Source organism: Flavivirga sp. 57AJ16, from assembly GCF_028736925.1.
GTDB lineage: Bacteria > Bacteroidota > Bacteroidia > Flavobacteriales > Flavobacteriaceae > Flavivirga.
Window position 1 is genome coordinate 105,792 of the sequence record NZ_JAQZAT010000006.1, and the last position, 19,976, is coordinate 125,767.

General features: G+C 32.1%; 14 protein-coding genes. 8 read left to right on the top strand and 6 right to left on the bottom strand.

Annotation, left to right across the window (positions count from 1 at the left end):
• Positions 1–73: 73 nt before the first annotated feature.
• The 8 genes from PQO00_RS08145 (at position 74) to PQO00_RS08180 (ending at position 11,258) form a co-directional block, all read left to right on the top strand.
• Positions 74–3,517: a DUF4175 family protein gene (locus tag PQO00_RS08145; RefSeq protein ID WP_274184346.1), complete on the top strand. Its 3,444-nt coding sequence runs from the start codon at positions 74–76 to the stop codon at positions 3,515–3,517.
• Entirely contained in the window at positions 3,510–3,920 is a 411-nt protein-coding gene (gene ybeY, locus PQO00_RS08150; RefSeq protein ID WP_274184347.1) for an rRNA maturation RNase YbeY, read from the top strand. Before PQO00_RS08145 ends, ybeY begins: the two co-directional genes overlap by 8 nt.
• 199 nt (positions 3,921–4,119) lie before the next feature.
• Positions 4,120–5,991 carry a tRNA uridine-5-carboxymethylaminomethyl(34) synthesis enzyme MnmG gene (gene mnmG / locus PQO00_RS08155; protein WP_274184348.1) on the top strand — a complete coding sequence of 624 codons (1,872 nt, stop codon included), beginning with the start codon at positions 4,120–4,122 and terminating at the stop codon, positions 5,989–5,991.
• A gap of 78 nt (positions 5,992–6,069) precedes the next feature.
• Positions 6,070–6,921 (top strand): bifunctional 2-polyprenyl-6-hydroxyphenol methylase/3-demethylubiquinol 3-O-methyltransferase UbiG, encoded by an 852-nt coding sequence (locus tag PQO00_RS08160; protein ID WP_274184349.1) that lies wholly within the window; start codon positions 6,070–6,072, stop codon positions 6,919–6,921.
• A gap of 228 nt (positions 6,922–7,149) precedes the next feature.
• A complete protein-coding gene (locus tag PQO00_RS08165; RefSeq protein ID WP_274184350.1) occupies positions 7,150–7,665 on the top strand; it encodes an OmpH family outer membrane protein in 516 nt (171 codons plus the stop codon).
• Between the two features lie 1,603 nt (positions 7,666–9,268).
• Positions 9,269–9,703, top strand: a complete 435-nt coding sequence (gene rpiB, locus PQO00_RS08170) for a ribose 5-phosphate isomerase B (RefSeq protein ID WP_274184351.1) — start codon at positions 9,269–9,271, stop codon at positions 9,701–9,703.
• Positions 9,704–10,621 carry a cation diffusion facilitator family transporter gene (locus PQO00_RS08175; protein ID WP_274184352.1) on the top strand — a complete coding sequence of 306 codons (918 nt, stop codon included), beginning with the start codon at positions 9,704–9,706 and terminating at the stop codon, positions 10,619–10,621.
• 193 nt (positions 10,622–10,814) lie between these two features.
• On the top strand, positions 10,815–11,258 hold the full coding sequence (locus PQO00_RS08180; RefSeq protein WP_274184353.1) for a GNAT family N-acetyltransferase: 444 nt from the start codon (positions 10,815–10,817) through the stop codon (positions 11,256–11,258).
• A gap of 21 nt (positions 11,259–11,279) precedes the next feature.
• Here the strand turns inward: PQO00_RS08180 and PQO00_RS08185 are convergent, their stop codons facing one another.
• The 6 genes from PQO00_RS08185 to PQO00_RS08210 all read right to left on the bottom strand — a co-directional run bounded on the left by PQO00_RS08185 (position 11,280) and on the right by PQO00_RS08210 (position 19,957).
• Complete coding sequence (locus PQO00_RS08185) at positions 11,280–12,626, bottom strand: T9SS type B sorting domain-containing protein (RefSeq protein WP_274184354.1); 1,347 nt, start codon at positions 12,624–12,626, stop codon at positions 11,280–11,282.
• A complete protein-coding gene (locus PQO00_RS08190; RefSeq protein WP_274184355.1) occupies positions 12,619–13,533 on the bottom strand; it encodes an OmpA family protein in 915 nt (304 codons plus the stop codon). The genes PQO00_RS08185 and PQO00_RS08190 overlap by 8 nt, the downstream gene beginning before the upstream one ends.
• A 239-nt stretch (positions 13,534–13,772) precedes the next feature.
• A complete protein-coding gene (locus PQO00_RS08195; protein ID WP_274184356.1) occupies positions 13,773–15,407 on the bottom strand; it encodes a S41 family peptidase in 1,635 nt (544 codons plus the stop codon).
• 15 nt (positions 15,408–15,422) lie between these two features.
• Positions 15,423–15,797, bottom strand: coding sequence for a ribonuclease P protein component (gene rnpA, locus PQO00_RS08200; protein WP_274184357.1), 375 nt, complete (start codon positions 15,795–15,797; stop codon positions 15,423–15,425).
• Positions 15,798–16,434: 637 nt separating this feature from the next.
• A complete protein-coding gene (locus PQO00_RS08205) occupies positions 16,435–18,255 on the bottom strand; it encodes a M1 family metallopeptidase (RefSeq protein ID WP_274184358.1) in 1,821 nt (606 codons plus the stop codon).
• A 94-nt stretch (positions 18,256–18,349) separates the two neighbouring features.
• On the bottom strand, positions 18,350–19,957 hold the full coding sequence (locus PQO00_RS08210; protein WP_274184359.1) for a S8 family peptidase: 1,608 nt from the start codon (positions 19,955–19,957) through the stop codon (positions 18,350–18,352).
• Positions 19,958–19,976: the final 19 nt, after the last annotated feature.

The following is a 19,976-nucleotide window of genomic DNA, read 5'->3' on the forward strand; positions in this document are numbered from 1 at the left end:
TATATTAACTTTTAAATACTTTATTTAAAAAAAAAATCGAATTTGTAGGTCCCAGACATCAAGCATCCTGACCATGAACAGTAACTTTAAAAACATACAAAACAAGTTAGAGGCATTTATTAAACGCTACTACACAAATGAACTGATTAAAGGCGCTATTTTGTTTTTTGCCATAGGCTTATTATACCTTTTATTCACATTGTTCATCGAGCATGTTCTATGGTTAAGCACTTTGGCTAGAACCATTTTGTTTTGGTTGTTCATTATTGTAGAAATTGTTTTAATTTTTAAATTCATTGCAACACCTTTAGCTAAATTATTCAAGCTTCAAAAAGGCATTAATTATGAAGATGCCTCAAGAATTATAGGGCAGCATTTTCCAGAAGTAAACGATAAATTGTTAAATGTCCTTCAACTACATCAAAACAGATCGCAGTCGGAATTACTTTTAGCGAGCATTGAACAGAAATCATTAGAGCTTAATCCCATTCCCTTTAAATTAGCTGTTAACCTTAAAAAAAATGTAGGATATTTAAAATATGCCGCTATTCCGGTTTTAATCCTATTGCTTACTTTTTTAACAGGTAATTTTAGTTGGTTTAGTGATAGTTATGAGCGCGTTGTTCATTACAAAACGGCTTACGAGCCACCAGCGCCATTTCAGTTTTTTGTAGTAAATGATGATTTAAATGCTATTGAGAATAAAGACTTTAAACTTATTGTAAAAACAGCAGGGGAACTCACTCCGGAAAGTGCCCAAATAACTTACAATAACGAAACATATTTTTTGCAGCAAAAAGGAGCGGGGGAATTTGAATATGTGTTTTCCCAACTCAAAACAGATACTAATTTTGAATTGTCGGCTAACGAAGTAAGGTCTAAACCTTATGAAATTAAAATTGTTGAAGTCCCGTCCCTATTGAGTTTCGAAATGGTTCTGGATTATCCCAGCTATACCAAAAAGAAAGATGAAACTATTAAAAGTACGGGGAATGCATTGGTTCCAGAAGGCACCCATGTGATTTGGAAGTTAAAAACAAAAGCGACAGATCATGTTTATTTATATGCTCATGATACTATTGATTTTTCTTCTAACAAACCGAATGTTTTTGAAGCGTCTAAGCACGTTTATAATCATTTAGATTATAGCTTGAGTACCAGCAATAAAAACCTTCAGAATTACGAAAATTTAGCATTTAACATTGGTGTTGTTAAAGATGAATATCCAGAGATCGACTTAAAAGTAGAAACCGATAGTTTGGATTTGCAAACCTTATACTTTTACGGACAGGTAAGTGACGATTATGGTTTTAGTAAGCTACAACTCGTATACTATCCATCTGATGATGAAAAAAATAAGCAATTTGAAACCATTCCCATTTCTAATTCCAATATTGCAGAATTTATAAGTGCTTTCCCTAATAATTTAAAAATAAAAGCTGGGATACCCTATGAATTATACTTTCAAGTTTTTGATAATGATGTAATTAACAAATATAAAGCTGTAAAAAGTCATGTGTTTACTTATAGAAAACGTACTAAAGAAGAAGAGACACTAAAGAATTTAGAAGAACAAAGTGAAACCATTAAAAATTTAAATAAATCTTTAGAGAAGTTTGATGAGCAGGATAAAAAGTTACAAGAGCTAACTAAGACCCAAAAAGAAAAAACGAATTTAAATTTTAACGATAAGAAAAAGTTAGAATCATTTTTCAAACGTCAGAAACAACAAGACGACATGATGAAAAACTTTAACAAAAAACTAAAAAATAACTTAGAAGAATTTAAAAAGGAGGATTTAAAGGAAGACTCCTTTAAAGAAGATTTAAAAGAACGTTTAAAAGAAAACGAAGAACAGCTCAAAAAAGATGAAAAGGTGCTGGATGAGTTAAAAAAACTTCTGGAAAAAATCAACCAAGAAGATGCAATAACCGAAAAGCTCGAGCAGCTCGCTAAACAAAATAAAAACAAAAAACGAAGTTTAGAGCAGTTATTGGAACTAACCAAGCGTTTTTATGTTGAAAACAAATTAAAAAAACTCGGGGATGACTTAAAAAAACTTGCAGACGAACAAGAAAAATTATCCAACACATCTGAAGAAAAAAACACTAAAGACAAACAAGAAACGCTTAATAAGGAATTTGATAAATTCTCTAAACAATTGGAAGATTTAAAGAAGGATAGCAAAGCTTTAAAAAAACCCATTGATATACCACAGGATAAATTAGAAGAAGATGCCATTAAAAAGGAACAGGAAAATGCTTCTAAGGAATTAGATAAAAAAGAACAGGAGCAAACAGGTGAAAAAGAAGAAGAAGGTAAACCAGAAGAACAACAAAATCAGAATTTAAAGAACGCCCAGAAGAGTCAAAAGAAAGCAGCTCAAAAAATGAAAAAAATGAGTCAACAAATGCAAAGTGTGATGCAAGCAGGTGGTGGTGAGCAAATGCAGGAAGATGTTGATATGCTTAGACAGATTTTAGACAATCTGGTATTGTTTTCTTTTGATCAGGAAGCGGTCATGAACCAATTTAAAAGTATCGATGTAAATCACAATAAATTTGCATCTTATTTACGTAAGCAAAACAATTTAAAAGAACATTTTGAGCATATAGATGACAGCCTATTTTCATTATCGCTTCGTCAGCCTAAACTCTCGGAAAAAGTCAATAAAGAAATTACAGAGGTCTATTACAATATTGATAAAGCCTTAAATCTATTAGCCGAAAACCAATTATATCAAGGCGTTTCAAATCAACAGTTCGCTGTTACAGCAGCAAATAATTTGGCTAATTTTTTAAGTGATGTTTTAGATAACATGCAAGAGAATTTGAGTATGTCCCCTGGTAAAGGCGGACAAGGAGACATGCAATTACCGGATATTATTATGAGTCAGGAAGAACTCAATAAAATGATGGAGGAAGGTATGAAAAAAGGCGAAAAAGGAAGTCCTAAAGAACAAGAGGGCAAGGGGGAGAAAGCAGGTGAAAATGGAGAAGACAAAAAAGGAAACAAAGGTGAAAAGGAAAACAAAGGAGGTAAGCAAGGTGAAGAAAAAAATGGGAATCAACAAAATGAAGGAGAAGGAACCAATGAAGACATGAATGGTTTATTATATGAAATATACCAACAACAACAACAATTACGAAAAGCATTAGAAGAAAGATTGGCCAAAGAAGGAAAGGGTAAAGGGGGGAACGGAGATGCTTTGTTAAGAAAGATGGAAGACATAGAATTGGATTTATTAAACAAAGGATTCACGAATCAAACACTTCAAAAAATGATGCATTTAAAACATCAATTATTAAAATTGGAAAATGCTACTTTTCAGCAAGGTGAGGATAATAAAAGAGAATCTGAAACGAATAAAAACCATTTTAACAATAATACCAATAATCAAATCCCTACTGCAAAACAATATTTTAAAACTACCGAAATATTAAACAGACAAGCTTTACCTTTGCAACAAGTTTATAAAAAGAAAGTGCAAGAATATTTTAAGCAGAATAATGATTAACTTCAATTACGAAACCAATTTTTCTTTAAAAAATGAAGACGCTATTTCCAACTGGGTGATAAGTACAATTTCTGAAGAAGGATATAAATTAGAAGAAATAAATTATGTGTTTTGTGATGATGAATACCTTCATAAATTGAATGTAGAATTTTTAGATCATGATACATTAACAGACATTATTAGCTTCGATTATTCTATGGGGAAATTAATACAGGGAGATATTTTTATTTCTATAGAAAGGGTCAAGGACAATGCCAAGGATTTCTCTGTTTCTTTTGAAGAAGAACTAAACCGTGTTATCATACATGGTATACTTCATTACTGTGGTTATAAAGACAAAACAGATTCTGATGCTAAAGTCATGCGAGACAAAGAAAACCATTATTTAAAGCAATTGGTTTAGAACCCATCTTTCTTTCTAGGAAGTGGTTTAAACTACTTCTAAATTAAAAATTAAAGGATAGGAACCTATTAACCTATGGTAAAACTACAGGTAAAGTAGGAATACAAAAACTTTAATTTTCAAGAAACAACGTATATTTGCAAATTCAAATTATTTATATGTTCCACGTGGAACATACGTATTTTTAAAACCAAAAATTATGTTTAACGAAGTGTATGATGTTATAGTTGTTGGAGCAGGGCATGCAGGAAGTGAAGCAGCTGCCGCGGCTGCAAATATTGGTAGCAAAACATTGCTTGTTACCATGAGCCTTCAAAACATTGCTCAGATGTCTTGCAATCCTGCCATGGGTGGTATTGCAAAAGGACAAATTGTAAGGGAGATTGATGCGCTTGGTGGTTATAGTGGCATCGTTTCCGATACCTCTGCCATACAGTTTAAAATGCTTAACAAATCTAAAGGTCCCGCTATGTGGAGCCCAAGGGTACAAAGTGACCGTATGCGTTTTGCTGAAGATTGGCGACTGCTTTTGGAGGGAACACCAAATCTTGATTTTTATCAAGAAATGGTATCTGGTTTAATAGTAAAAAAAGGGAAAGTAACAGGCGTAAAAACATCATTAGGAATAGAAATAAAAGCAAAGTCCGTTATCTTAACAAATGGTACTTTTTTAAATGGATTAATTCATATAGGAGATAAGAATTTTGGTGGCGGTAGAGCAGGGGAAAAAGCAGCAACTGGTATTACGGAACAATTGGTGGATTTAGGTTTTGATTCTGGTAGAATGAAAACAGGAACCCCACCAAGAGTGGATGGACGAAGTTTAGATTATTCTAAAATGATAGAACAGCCCGGAGATAATAATCCAGAAAAGTTTTCATATTTAGACATAACAAAGCCATTACAAAACCAACGTTCTTGCCATATGACTTACACCAGTCTTGAGGTACATGATCTACTTCGTGAAGGCTTTGACAGATCTCCAATGTTTAATGGTAGGATTAAAAGTTTGGGACCGCGTTATTGTCCCTCTATTGAAGATAAGATTAATCGTTTTGCAGATAAGGACAGGCATCAATTATTTATAGAACCCGAAGGTTGGAACACTTGCGAAGTTTATGTAAATGGCTTCTCAACATCACTCCCGGAAGACGTCCAATTTAAAGCATTGCGATCTGTAGTTGGTTTTGAAAATGTAAAATTCTTTAGACCAGGCTATGCTATCGAATACGATTATTTTCCACCTACACAATTAAAACATACTTTAGAAACCAAGCTTGTTGAAGGTTTATATTTTGCAGGTCAGATTAATGGAACTACAGGTTATGAAGAAGCAGCCTCTCAAGGATTGATAGCTGGTATAAATGCATGTCTAAAGGTTCAGGAAAAAGAAGCATTTACTCTTAAAAGAGATGAGGCTTACATAGGTGTTTTAATAGACGATTTAATTACAAAAGGCACAGAAGAGCCTTATAGAATGTTTACATCGAGAGCAGAATACAGAACCTTATTGCGTCAGGATAATGCGGATTTAAGATTAACTCCTAAAGGTTTTAAAATTGGATTAGCTAGCGAAAAACGTTTAAAAAGGATGGAACAAAAACACAATGATGCTGAGAAATTCGTAGAATTCTTTTCTAAAACAAGTGTAAAACCAGAAGAAGCAAATCCAGTTTTAGAATCTAAAGGATCTGCTTTGGTTAAACAATCTGATAAGATGTTTAAGATCTTTTCCAGACCAAATATCACGATTGATGATGTTCGAAAATTTAAGGATGTTGAAAAATATATACAGGATAACAATCTAGATAATGAAGTGATAGAACAGACAGAAATTCAAGTAAAATATTCTGGGTATATAGCAAAAGAAAAAAACAATGCTGATAAATTAAGTAGGTTAGAATATGTAAAAATTCCTGAGAATTTTGACTATTCCCAAATAAAGTCCATGAGCTTTGAAGCACGTGAAAAATTAAAAAAAATACAACCAACTACGGTATCGCAAGCATCAAGAATTAGTGGTGTTTCTCCTAACGATATTTCTGTATTATTGGTTTATATGGGTAGGTAATTTTTAAGTGTTCCACGTGGAACGTTTAATAAAAAATTTAATTTTTGCTATTCGCTTTTAACTTCATAATCTATTTCCATGAAAAAAAAAACTCCATATTTAACTCTAAAAGATCATTCGGTTTCTGGTGAAAAATTTGAATTAATTAAAAATAACAAGTATGGTTTTCTAGAAACAACACCACAACCATCTTTAGAAAAATTACCGGATTATTATAAAAGTGAAGATTATATTTCACATACAGATACCCAAAGAAATTTATTTGAAAAAGTGTATCATTTCATTAGGAGGATCTCTTTAAAAAAGAAACTGAAGTTAATCAATTCTTTTTCTTATAAAGAAAAAAATCTTTTAGATATTGGATGCGGTACAGGCGATTTTTTACAAACCGCAAAACAAAACAATTGGAAAGTTTATGGAATTGAACCTAATAAGCAAGCTCGAAATATTGCAAATAAAAAAACCAATGATGCTGTTTTTAAAATTGAACAACTTTTAAAATTTGACCCAGCAAGTTTTGATGTTATTACTCTTTGGCATGTATTGGAACATTTACCAAATTTAGAAGATCATATAACTATTTTTAAAAAATTATTAAAACCAAATGGTACTTTAATAATTGCTGTTCCTAATTATAAAAGCTACGATGCAAAATATTATAAAGAATTTTGGGCCGCTTATGATGTACCAAGACATCTTTGGCATTTTAATAAAAAGTCTATTTCTAAATTAGTTTCTAAAGTTACTATGGAAGTCATAAAAATAAAACCAATGCTTTTTGATGCCTTTTATGTGAGTTTGCTTTCAGAAAAATATAAGCATGGAAAAATGAATCCTATTAAAGGATTTTGGATTGGATTGCTATCAAATTTAAAAGCTATCAAGTCGAAAGAGGGCTCTTCTTTAATTTATATTATAAAAAATAACTAAAATTCATTTTAAGAAACCTCATTTAATTATTACTATATAAAACAAATAAATACCAGTAAGATTATTTAAGATCGCTTAAATCGCTTTAAATCGCTTAATTCGTAATAGATATTAACTATTTATAATACTTTTTATTATAAAGTTTTATTATATATTAAATTCAATACAGAATTGATTTAAATATTGAGCTACTTTGTTATTTTTGTTCAGATTTTAAAAAACAATAAAATGAAAAATATACTTTATGTATTATTAGTAAGCTTGGTTTTTACTTCTTGTCAAAAAGAAAAAAAAATCGGATTCATAGACAACGGTGTTGTAATAAATGATTATCTAGAGAAAAAAGATTTAGAAGCAAAATTCAAAACAAAGGATGAAGCCTTTAAAAAGAAAGCAGATAGTATAGGTCAAGCTTTTCAATTGGAAGTTCAGCAAGCACAAATTACCGCTAAAAAATCTTCACAAAGAAAACAACAGGAATTAATGGGAGGTTTGCAACAAAAACAACAGGTACTTCAACAACAAATGCAATTTGAACAACAACAGTTAACTCAAAACTTCCAAACTGAAATAGATTCATTAATTGTTAAAGTGAAAGATTTTGTTAAAGATTATGGAAAAGCCAATGGCTATACTTATATTTTAGGAACTAGCGATGGTGCAGCTTCTGTTCTTTATGGAACAGAAGAGAATGATTTAACACAAACTATTTTAGATGCTTTAAACGAAGCTTATAAAAAATAGGTTTAACTAAATATATAACTTATTAAATCCTGGCTTTGGCTGGGATTTTTTATTTTTAATAAATAAAGTGAGAAGTGATTTATAAGACTTAACTTTAAAAATATATTTCGTTACTGAATGTCCGTAATCATGCATAAAGATATTTTTGTCATTCTGAACGAAGTGAAGAATCTGTTGATAATCAATGTGATCCCTCGTTGCCTCGGGATGACACCCATCTATACAATACAAAGTCGCCATGTCATTCAGAAGCCTGCCTGTCGGTAAACAGGCAGGCACGACTGAAGAATCTAAAAGTTCATTTCGACCAATTAAAATTAATTAACATAAAATAAGTAAGTTTTTTCTTATAAAAATCAATTATACCACTACTCATTTTATCTATTGATAAAAACTTTTAGATAATAACGTTCTGTAGGTAGCTCCCAAGTACAAAAGATCTTTGAGAAGGTTTTTAAATCGACTAAAAAAATAATAGAGGAAAATATTTAAAGAGTTCTAAATTTTATGGATCCAAATAACTTTTTACGACTAACTGAATTTAAAATATTTAGAGTAAGATCAATTTTTATTTATTATCAATGCTTTAATAAATAATGTTAGGATGATCACAGTAGAGAATTAAAGAAAGTCATATTTTTCAAATAGGTCTCGATTGCATTCAAAATTGCAAAAGATTAGGCCATTAGAAAACAACTTTAGTTAAATTTAAGCTACACACTCAGCTAAAAGCATTTAAAGATATTACAGAGCATCAATTTAAAAAGTAATGGAATTATACCACTATAAAAAAAGAAGCACCTATAGCAAGCCTAATACCATTTAAAGAACTAAATATACTAAGCAAAAACAAAGATTAATTAGAGTCCGTTAAAAGATAAATCTTTATTAGAAGTTTAAAAAACAAAAGTAAAATTATTTAATTTTAGAGTTATCCACATTATATAGTATAATACTATTTTCTTTTTAAAATTTAAAAAATAAATGGTGGTTATTATAGCATGTTAATAGCAAGGATAACTTTTTCAGATTTTATTTTGATAATAATTAATTTACGTTCTATTAATAGTTAATTAACAATTGAATTTATTTTAATAGGTTCATTTTTAATGATTTTAAATTTTATATCCACACTTGTTAACAACTCAAACTAACAACTTTCAGTAATAACTATATTTATTTTTTGTGTTCACATCTATCATTTTTAAGTCTCATAACATTGCTAAAAAAAATGGATTAAATTTTTGGTAAAGTGATGTTGATTTTTCATTGAAAAAATAAATGGATTATCAATATTTTTCTTTTAGAAAGTAATCAACACTTATTAACAAGTAATGAATATAATAACACACATTATTAGTTATGGTTAATTTACTAAATAGTGTTTTAGTTTGAACTATAATTATATTTTTAAAGCTTTTATAGTGAGATACTTTTAATATGCTTTAACGATATCTTGGTAATTCTGTTTGTCAATTGATTAAAATTAAGTCTTTTTTCTTGGTTCTGATAATGAAGTGGTCTGATCTCTTTTATATGACATGAATGTTTTTTAATATATAGTTAGTACCTTTATAGCCTATAACAACAAGACAATAAAATCATGACAATTTCTATAGGAAACGATCACGCTGGAACAGATTATAAATTCGCTATTAAAGCATATTTAGAAGCTAAAGATTATACTGTTAACAACTATGGTACAGATGCAAATGATAGTGTAGATTATCCAGACTTTGTACACCCTGTGGCACAGGATATAGAAAATAAAAAGGCAGATTTTGGTATTTTAATATGTGGTAGTGCCAATGGTGTTGCCATGACTGCTAATAAATATCAACATGTGCGAGCTGGTTTATGTTGGACTAAGGAAATTGTTGAGCTTACCAGACAGCATAACAATGCCAATATTTTATGTATACCAGCGCGTTACACTGCCATACCTCAAGCTTTACAGATGGTAGAAACATTTTTAAATACGGATTTTGAAGGGGGGAGACATCAAAATAGAATAGATAAGATTCCTTTATCCTGTTAAATGGGACATTCGCATACTCATAATCACACACATGTTCATAACGACCTAAAAGGACGTAATCTTTTTATATCTATTTTATTAAATATCCTTATTACTGTTGCACAAGTAATAGGCGGTATCCTTTCTGGTAGTTTGGCACTGCTAAGTGATGCATTACATAATTTTAGCGATGTACTTTCTTTGGTTGTAAGTTACATAGCTAATAAACTATCAAAAAAGAAGGCTTCAATTCATAGAACATTTGGGTATAAACGTGCAGAAATCCTAGCAGCGTTTATAAACGCATCTACGTTAATAATTGTGGCTGTATTATTAATAGTTGAGGCTGTAAAGAGATTTCAAGATCCTCAAGAAATAGCATCTAATTTAGTTATTTGGTTATCCCTTTTAGGGATTATAGCTAATGGTTTTAGTGTACTTTTATTAAAAAGGGATTCTCAATCTAATATGAATATGAAAAGCGCTTATCTGCATTTATTAACAGATATGATGGCTAGTATTGCCGTATTGATAGGAGGTTTGTTAATGAAATATTACCAAGTGTATTGGGTAGATAGTGTATTGACATTTGTGATAGCACTTTATTTGATTTGGATGGGTTTCGATTTGTTAAAAAGTTCTACAAAGGTTTTAATGTTATTTACTCCGGACGATATCCCCATAAAACAAATAGTTACAGAAATAAACGCTTTTGAAAGTATTGAAAATGTACATCATGTTCATGTTTGGCAATTAAACGAAGAAGAAATTCATTTAGAAGCGCATATAGATTTTAATAAAGATATTACCTTATCTCAATTTGATGTTATCTTACACGAAATAGAAGATTTGGTTTTTAATAAATATGATATTAATCACGTGAACATTCAGCCAGAATTTGGTAAAGATGATGTGAAGGATGTGATTGTACAGGATTGATAACACATGTCATTCAGAAGCCTGCCTGTCGACAGGCAGGCACAACTGAAGAATCTTTTAAATGTTATGTTTTAGAGATATACTTATAAACATAATAGTTATGTGATCATTTTGTTTTTTATTTGGCGTTATATTTATAGATTCTTCACTTCGTTCTGAATGACATAGTAACTCTTTATTGACTTTATAAAACATGCTAAAAGTACAAGTAAAAACTTTTGAAGAATTAACCAAACAAGAATTGTATCATTTATTACAATTAAGAAGTGAGGTCTTTGTGGTTGAGCAAGATTGTGTCTATCAGGATATTGATGGAAAAGATCAAAAAGCATTACATGTTTTAGGTTTTAAAAAAGCTGAATTGGTGGCTTATACCCGTATTTTTAAACCAGGAGATTATTTTAAGGAACCCAGTATAGGCAGAGTTGTGGTAGTTAAAAAAGAACGTGCTTATAAATATGGCTACGATATCATGAAAGCGTCTATTAAAGCCATTACAGAGCGCTTTAATACATCATTAATAAAAATATCGGCACAGGTATATTTAACTAAATTTTACACTAATTTGGGTTTTACAGCTATAGGTGAGGAATATTTAGAAGATAATATTCCGCATATTGCTATGATTAAAGAATAGCCAGCTAAGGAATTAATCTAACTAACGCTTTAAAGTAAAGTGTCCCTTAATAACTTCACCCGAGTTAAGAGTGACTACGTACCAATAATCATCAGTATTTAGTGGGTGTCCGTTAAAAGTACCGTTCCAACCTTGGGAGTTTGGGTGTAACGATTTTAAAAGTTTACCGTATTTATCGAAAATATGTGTCATTTTTACTGAATTATTACTATCGAAAACTTGCCATACATCATGGCGACCGTCATTATTTGGTGTAAAGTATTTAGGAATATAATAAGCGTCTTCAATAATTAATACACTAAAACTAGACTCGTTACTATCACAAGCTGTTTCATTATAAATATAAATAGTTTGCGAGTTTGTGATAATATCTCCAGCATTAAACTGAATACCATGGCCACCAGATTGCATAAAATAATTACCGTTTGTTAGATTTGGTAAAGTATAAGAACTATTAGTTACAACATTGTCAAGTGTATCTACATTAACAAAATTGCTGCAATCGTTTTGGGATGCTATATAATTTGAAAAAGTAACAGGTTCCCAAGTTGAGTGATTTCCAGAAGGATTATCAACAACAACACAATTTAAATCGGGATTAGCCCTAAAATCCATTAGGGTAATATTGCTATTATTACCATTTCTAAGATTTAATCTACACAGATTATTATGGCTACAATCTAATTGCGTCACATTAAAATTATTAGAGAGATCTAATGCTGTTAATGCATTAAAGGCACAATTTACGTTGATTAGCTGATTATTTATAGAGACATTCAGGTTTGTTAGCTGATTATTTTCACAAGCAAAAAAAGTTAAATTTGGGTTATTGGAAAGGTCCAGGTCATTTAAGAGATTATTGCCACACTCAAACCTATTTAGGGTGATATTTTGAGATATATTTAAGGATGTTATTTGATTGTTATTACATACTAAAACATTTAAGTTGGGATTTTGGGTCACATCTAAATTGGCTAAGAGATTATTACCGCAAACCAATGAAATTAAGCCTGTGTTTTGGGTCACATCCAAACTACTTAACTGATTAGAACCACACCATAAAATTTGCAGGTTTGAATTTTGGGTCACATCTAGGCTCGTTAATAAATTGTTATCACAAAAGAGCTCTGTTAAAGCACTAAAATCTTCAATGCCACTTAAATCTTGAATATTTAAACCTCGAATGTCCAGCGATGGTTCCGCACTAATATCTGCTGTTAAAACAGTACCATTTACAAGGTTATCACTATCAATACCTTCGTTTATAAGGAACTGTTCAAAATTAGGATCAGGAATAGATGTGTTTTGAGAGATACCAATACAACTTAGCAATACCAAAACTAAACTGCAGAAGTATTCTTTATTCACCCACATAGGTTATTAAAATTTCTACACGTCTATCGAATTTTGGATCACCGCCAAGTGGAAATTTTCGGCGCATCCCTAAATGGCGCATTCGTCTTTTATCAACCCCTTTTTTTGCAAAATAATCATAAACATATTTTGCCCGAGCTTCAGATAAGTTACGCTTTTTGGTCTTTCTATCTACGGCATCTCTACTGTATTGTGTACAACATACATGACCTTGTATGGTGAAATAAATATCTTTACGTTCTACAAGCGCCTTGGCAATCGCTTCCAGTGTTTTTTTAGATTCATATGTTACCTTACTATAACCGGTTTTAAATAGAATATTTTTAAAAACTATTTTATCGCCAACTTTAAGGTCTCCTTTTATTAGTTCTGACGTGCTTTTCTTTTTAACAACTTTTTCTACAGGCTTTTTTTCAACGGGTTTGGGCTTAGGTTTTTTTGGTGTTACTATAATTTCTACTTTTCGGTTTAAGCCTCTTATTTTTAATAGGTTTTTTTCTTCAACGATTTTTAATAAAACCTCGCCTTTTCCATCAACATTTGTAATTAATTCATCGCTAATTTCATTACTGGAAAAAATAGCTTTTATAGCATCTGCGCGCTGTTGGGATAATTTTAAGTTATAAGTATCGGCACCAATGTCATCGCAAAATCCAAATATAGAAATGGTCTCGATGTCTACATCTGTTAAGGTCGAAATAAAGAGAAGCAAACGGTTTTCTTCTGTTGGTGGGAGGTTATACTTATCTGTATCAAAGTAAACATTGTGAGTCAATTCTTTTTGGGAGAATGCAAATGCCGTGTTTAACGTTAATAAGATAAGTACCAATAATTTATTCATAGCGGGGTAATAGAACAGGTATAAATATACTATTTTTAATTTTTTTGATATAAAATTCATCTTGACTTTTTCTATTTCCTAAAACCTATCTGCTGGCAGGAAAGAACGGCCAAAATTCGTCCATATTTCGTTACTTTTTTATGTTTAGTGAACTAGGCCATTAAAAAAGGGTCTCATCTATACAAATTTCACGTCATTTTAGTTCACTTAACTCTTATTATCATAAATAGGAGTTCATGAATCTTCGATTTCGGTTGAAAACAAAAAGTCAAGATGAGCTTATAGAAATAAAACAGATCTTATTTTAAATAATTAAGATACGTAGATGGTTTACTAAGTATTTCTGTCGCTTTTTTAATCTTAGGATCGTTTACTTTATAATATTCGTACAGCCCTTCTCTGTAAACATATCTTTTTACTATATCTTCGGTTAGTAATTCTAACAAATAATCTTTATTTTCTTCAATAACATCGGTTTTTGATGCCTTTAGGTTAGTAACCAAAGCATTAAAGTCTTTTTCTATATTATCATTTAGCCCTTCTTTGGTTGCTGTTTCTAAAACGTCGTAAAGTGCTTTTTCCGTTGCTGTTTCAAAAGAAAAATTATTGGTTTTTAAATAGTTTTTAAAATTAGAAAAGTCAGTATCAGAAAGTTTTAAATTATTAATATCGTTTATAGTGTGTTTATAATAATAATCGGTACTGTAATTAAATATTAAGTCGCTATTTACGATGGCATTTGTAATGGACGAGTTTTTGGAAGTATTAAAAATGACGTCTGGAAACACGCCGCCCCCATCAAATACTTTACGCCCATTTTTTGTTTTAAACTCGTTGTAGTTTTCTTGTTTTACACGAACCGCTTCTCCTTTTTCATTTCTGTTCCAATAATCCAGAGACTGGATACACCTACCAGAAGGCGTATAATATCTTGAAATGGTTATTTTAACCTGTGTTCCATAAGTAAGTTGTTTGGGGCGTTGTACCAAACCTTTACCAAAACTTCTTGATCCTACAATAACGGCACGATCCAAATCTTGCAATGAGCCCGATACAATTTCACTTGCCGAAGCACTATGGCCATCGATTAAAACCACTAAAGGTATGTTTGTATCGATGGGCTCGTCTTGTGTATAATAGGTTTTATTATATTTTTTAACCTTAGATTTTGTGGTAACCACTAATTGCCCTTTTGGCACAAAGAGATTTACTATTTTAATGGCTTCATTAAGGAGTCCACCAGGATTTCCTCTTAAATCCAAAATAATTTGTTCTGCTCCTTGGGCCTTTAAATCGCGTAAAGCGTAATTGGTTTCGTAATGTGCTTTATTACTAAACTTACTTAACACAATATAGCCTGTTTTATCGTTAACCATTGAAAAATGGGGTACAGCCTTAATTTCTACTTCGGCTCTTTTTATGGTAGCGGTATGTGTTTTGCCTTGGCGTTTATAAGTAACCTCTACAGGCGTATCTGAAGCACCTTTTAATAAATCGCCTGCATTTTCTTTATAAGTTTCAATGATAATGTCACCAACTTGAATGATTTCGTCTCCTGCTTTCAAGCCCGCTTCATCAGCAGGATAGCCTTTATAAGGTTCTACAATAACCAATTTGTCCTTAAATGTTTTAACCCGAGCGCCTATACCGGTATAATCGCCCGTATTATTAATTCTGGCGGCTTCAACATCTTGTTCGTTCATAAAATTGGTATATGGATCTAAATCCGCTAACATACTTTTAATAGCAGTATCCATTAAATCACCTGGGTTCGTTTCGTCAACATAATTCATGTTGAGTTCTTTAAAAAGCGTTGTAAATATTTCTATTTGCTTTGCTATTTCGAAAAAATCGTTTTTAAAAGCAGTTCCAGTAAAAAAGAGGACACCTGCCAGTATAGGAATTATGATTTTCTTTTTTAGTAAATTCTTCATAGTGGAAGTATATTATTATTTTGAAACCTTGTTGGAAAATTTTTCAAACAAGTCTTTCATTCTGGATTCTACTTGAATTAAGTTTGGTTTGTCTTTGCCAATGTACAAAATCATAAACGCATATTGTGTTGTAATGTTGTTAAAATACACAGTCTTATTTAGTCTATAGGCCTCTCTTAACAATCGTTTTATACGATTTCTATCAACAGCATTTTTAAAATTCCGTTTGCTTACAGAAACGCCTGTTTTAGCTATAGCATCATCATCAAAAGTTGTTTGAAGGTAAACTAAGCGCAAAGGAAAAGCTGAAACAGATCGACCTTTGTCAAATAACTGTTCAATGACCTTTTTGCTTTTAAGTTTTTCTTTTTTAGGATAAGTTGTAGACATACATAAAATATGAATACAAAAGTAGTAATAACAATTAATACCTCAACCACGGTATAATCTACCTAATAGGGCCGTGTTTTGAATACATTGAATTACAGTAATTTAATGCTTGATATAAACTTGATAAATCTTATAAACAATGCATAAAACCTGATGTTTCTTTGTCTTTTTATTAGAATAATTGCCCTTATGAGATGTCTCAATCGTGACTCATTTCGACATGACAATGAGGTTTTTATTATTAAACTCGATGTAAGCATAAAATTATTGAACAGACTATCAATAATTTAATCCTGGTTGTCAGGTTGAGTACTTCGACTACGCTCAGTATAAACTAAAAGTCGTAAGGCACAAGGCGACAAATCGTATAATTAGTGAATTTATTGTTAAAAACTCCCTTGCCTGCCTGTCGGCAGACAGGTTTTAAATCGAACTCCCGTTATTAAATAAAAGGATTAAAACGTGTCATGTTATTGATGATACTTCTAATAAGAACTGGTATTAGATATCTCCAATATATTTTAATAATGTTTAAAGACACAACTTTTAGCCTACTCAATATAGCTATAAAGAAAAAGACACTCTATTTTTATAAAGTGCCTTTTTTTATGTTATTAAAAATTTTAAAGACTAAAATTTACTTAGTATTATTCTTTTTATCTATATCTGCCATCATTTCTTTAGGATCGATCTGGACACTTTTAACAGCTTTAGAAGCCTCAAAAGTGTAAGTTGGGTATGCCCAGGCCCAATCTGCTTTTAAAGTAGCCGAGGTTGGTTTTTCTCCACGCATCATTTGTAACGGGATGTAAAAGTCTTCGGTAGTATCGTCCGTATAAGTTACCGTTAGATCTATAGGCATTGGCATCTGGCCTATGCGTTCTAATGTGATGTTTTTTTCTTCTATATTTTTTACGCCATAATCAATGGTATTGGTAGTTTGTGCAAAATCTATTAAATACCAACCCAGTTCTAAACCAGATACTTTTTCGGCAGAACGGATAATACTATTAGGGGTTGGGTGCTTAAATGCAAAATCGTTAAAAAATCTTTTTATGGTTTTCTTTAGGTTGTCCTCGCCAATAATATACCCCAATTGTGCTATAAACACAGCACCTTTACTATAAGCCGAAATACCATAAGATTGATTGTAATGATAACGGTCTGCGTGTGTTGTAAGCGGTTGTTCTTTCCCAGACTTGGCCAAATAGATGTAATTTCCATAAGCACCAGCCGTAGGGTTTTTTCTGTTATGTCCCATAATTTCATTTTCAGCTAACCCACTAATATAAGTGGTAAAACCTTCGTCCATCCACTCGTGCTTAGCTTCGTTGGTCGCCAATAAAAATTGAAACCATGTGTGTGCCAGTTCGTGAGCAGTAACCCCAACTAAACTTCCATAACTACGGTTTCCTGTTATTAGGGTACACATCGCATATTCCATACCCCCATCACCACCTTGTATAACAGAGTATTGCTTGTAAGGGTATTTGCCAATGTGCTCGCTATAATAGGTCATAAGTTCCGCTGTTTTTGGCTGTAATTTTTTCCAACCTTCCTTCTTTTTGGCATCTAAGGTGTTCTTATAGTAGAAGTGTAATAACGGACCATTTGGAACTTGTAGTGTATCATGAATATAGTCTGGATCTGCAGCCCAGGTAAAATCGTGTACTTTTGGTGCCTTATAATGCCATGTTATTTTACCATTATTAGCTGTTGCATCGGGATTTTGTAAATAACCGGTACCACCAACAACATAGTTTTTATCAATGGTTAACTTAACATCAAAGTCTCCCCAAACCCCATGGAACTCACGGCCAATATATGGATCGGCATGCCACCCTTCAAAATCGTATTCTGCTAACTTTGGATACCACTGGGTCATAGATAAGGCAACCCCCTCTCTATTGTTTCTTCCAGAACGACGTATTTGAACAGGGACTTGTGCATCAAAAACCATATTAAAGGTGACACTTTCTCCTGGTTGTATCGGTTTTGCTAAATCAACCTCTAAAACAGTACCCACTGTTTCGTGTTTTAAAAGAGTGCCGTTTTGTTTTAGTGAATTTACTTTTATATAGCCTATTTCATCAGGTTTTAATTTACTAATACGGTCTCCAACTCTTGAGTCTGGATCTGCAATGGTGCGGGAACGTACATCCATTTCACTTCCTGGCTGAAAAGCATTAAAGTACAAATGGTAATACACCCGGTTTAAAACATCAGGCGAGTTATTGGTATATACCAAGGTTTGATTCCCTTTATATTGATACGTGTTTACGTCCATATCAATTTCCATTTTGTAATCTACGTGCTGTTGCCAATACGTATTTGACGCTTGTGAAGCTTGGGTCTGTGGCGTCGTTACAGCAGGTGTTTTTGGTGTCGTTGTATTTTTTGAACTGCTACAGGAAATAAAGACACTTAAGCTTAAAACAGAAATAAAGAATCGTTTCATAGTATAAATATTGGATTAAAAAAGGCTTTCTAAAAAGTAAGATCCATAATTATAGATACCTTTTAGAGAGCCTTCTATTTCATTTAAATTAATATTATTTAGACATTTTAGAGGCCATAATTAAAGCATTATAGGCATTAACCATTTTTGCAGACTTTGTTAAATCTGCAAAAGATCTTACATCATCCGTATTACCTCCAACAACCACTTTTGTTTTCACGGCCAAACCAGAATCCATAAGTATTTGCTTTACTTGGGCCGCACTTAATTTTGGATAGTAAGAACGAATTAAAGCAGCAACTCCAGCAACTGCAGGTGCGGCCATAGAAGTTCCTCCTTTTGTGTCATATTCATTTTCCGGTGTTGTAGAATACACTTTAGCTCCAGGAGCAAAAACATCCACATTTTTCTTTCCATAATTAGAAAAACCAGCAATGAGTCCAGAACCGTACTTTGGAGCCAAAGCACCAACTCTTATATAGGTATCTGAAACCTCTTGACCATTTACATTGTCATCGGGAAAATTAGGCTCAGTATCTACATCTTTGCTATCATTTCCAGCAGCATGTACAATAAGCACATCCTTTTTTCCAGCGTAAGCAATGGCATCTCGTACCCAATCGCTATGTGGTGAGTAGCTTTTACCAAAACTTCCGTTTATAATTTGTGCACCATTATCAACAGCATATCTAATGGCCAGAGCGATATCTTTATCGTATTCGTCACCATTTGGCACAGCTCTTATGCTCATAAGGGCCACATTGTTTGCTACTCCATTAGCCCCTTTACCATTATTTCGCTCTGCTGCAATAATACCTGCTACGTGTGTACCATGACTTTCACTTTTCTTAACTGGTTTTACATTGCCATTACCATAAGAAGTGGTAGACATATCGTCTGGATCATCACCATTAACACGTCCTTTAAACGTTTTGTTTAGGTTGTAGTTTAGTCTTTCATTGATACTTTCCAGGCCATTGGAGATTTCTTTTTTGGCATCGTTCAAAGAGTCCATACCGTTACTGTACATATACTTAGCTATCTGTAAAGCCTGTTTGAGTTCTTCGTCTTCTGTTTTAACAGCATTGACCTCTGCTTTGGTGTAATCTGCCTTTCCAAAATGTTTGGTTAAAGTGGCATCGGCAGATTTTATTTGTTGAAAGATTCGTTCGTAGTTTTCTTTGTAACCCGTGTATTTTTTGTATTCTTTATCATACTCGGTCAAAGCTCTGCTATAATCAGGGTGGCTTATATCTCCTTTAGCCAAAATTCTAACGAATTCCAATTGCTCATCATAGCCATCTCCTAAAAAATTCCATCCATATATATCGTCTACATAGCCATTGTTATCATCGTCTATTCCATTGTTAGGCTTCTCTTTTGTATTGGTCCATAAAACATCATCTAAATCCTCATGGTCAATATCAATTCCAGAGTCTATAACAGCAACAATAACTTTTTTACCTTTTTTGTTTTTAATAATCTCAGTATAAGCTTTATCAACACTCATTCCCGGAATGGTATCATTTACCAAATCCAAATGCCCCCAATTGTGTTTTTCTGCTTCAGTTAGGTCTGAAACTTTTAAAGGAATATTGTCAATATTTTCTACAGGTGTTGATAGTATTTCTGCTGTACTACCGCACCCAGAGATTAATATAGCTGCAAAGGCAGAAGCTGTTATTGTCTTAATTGTTTTCATGTTTTAATTTTAGTCTTGA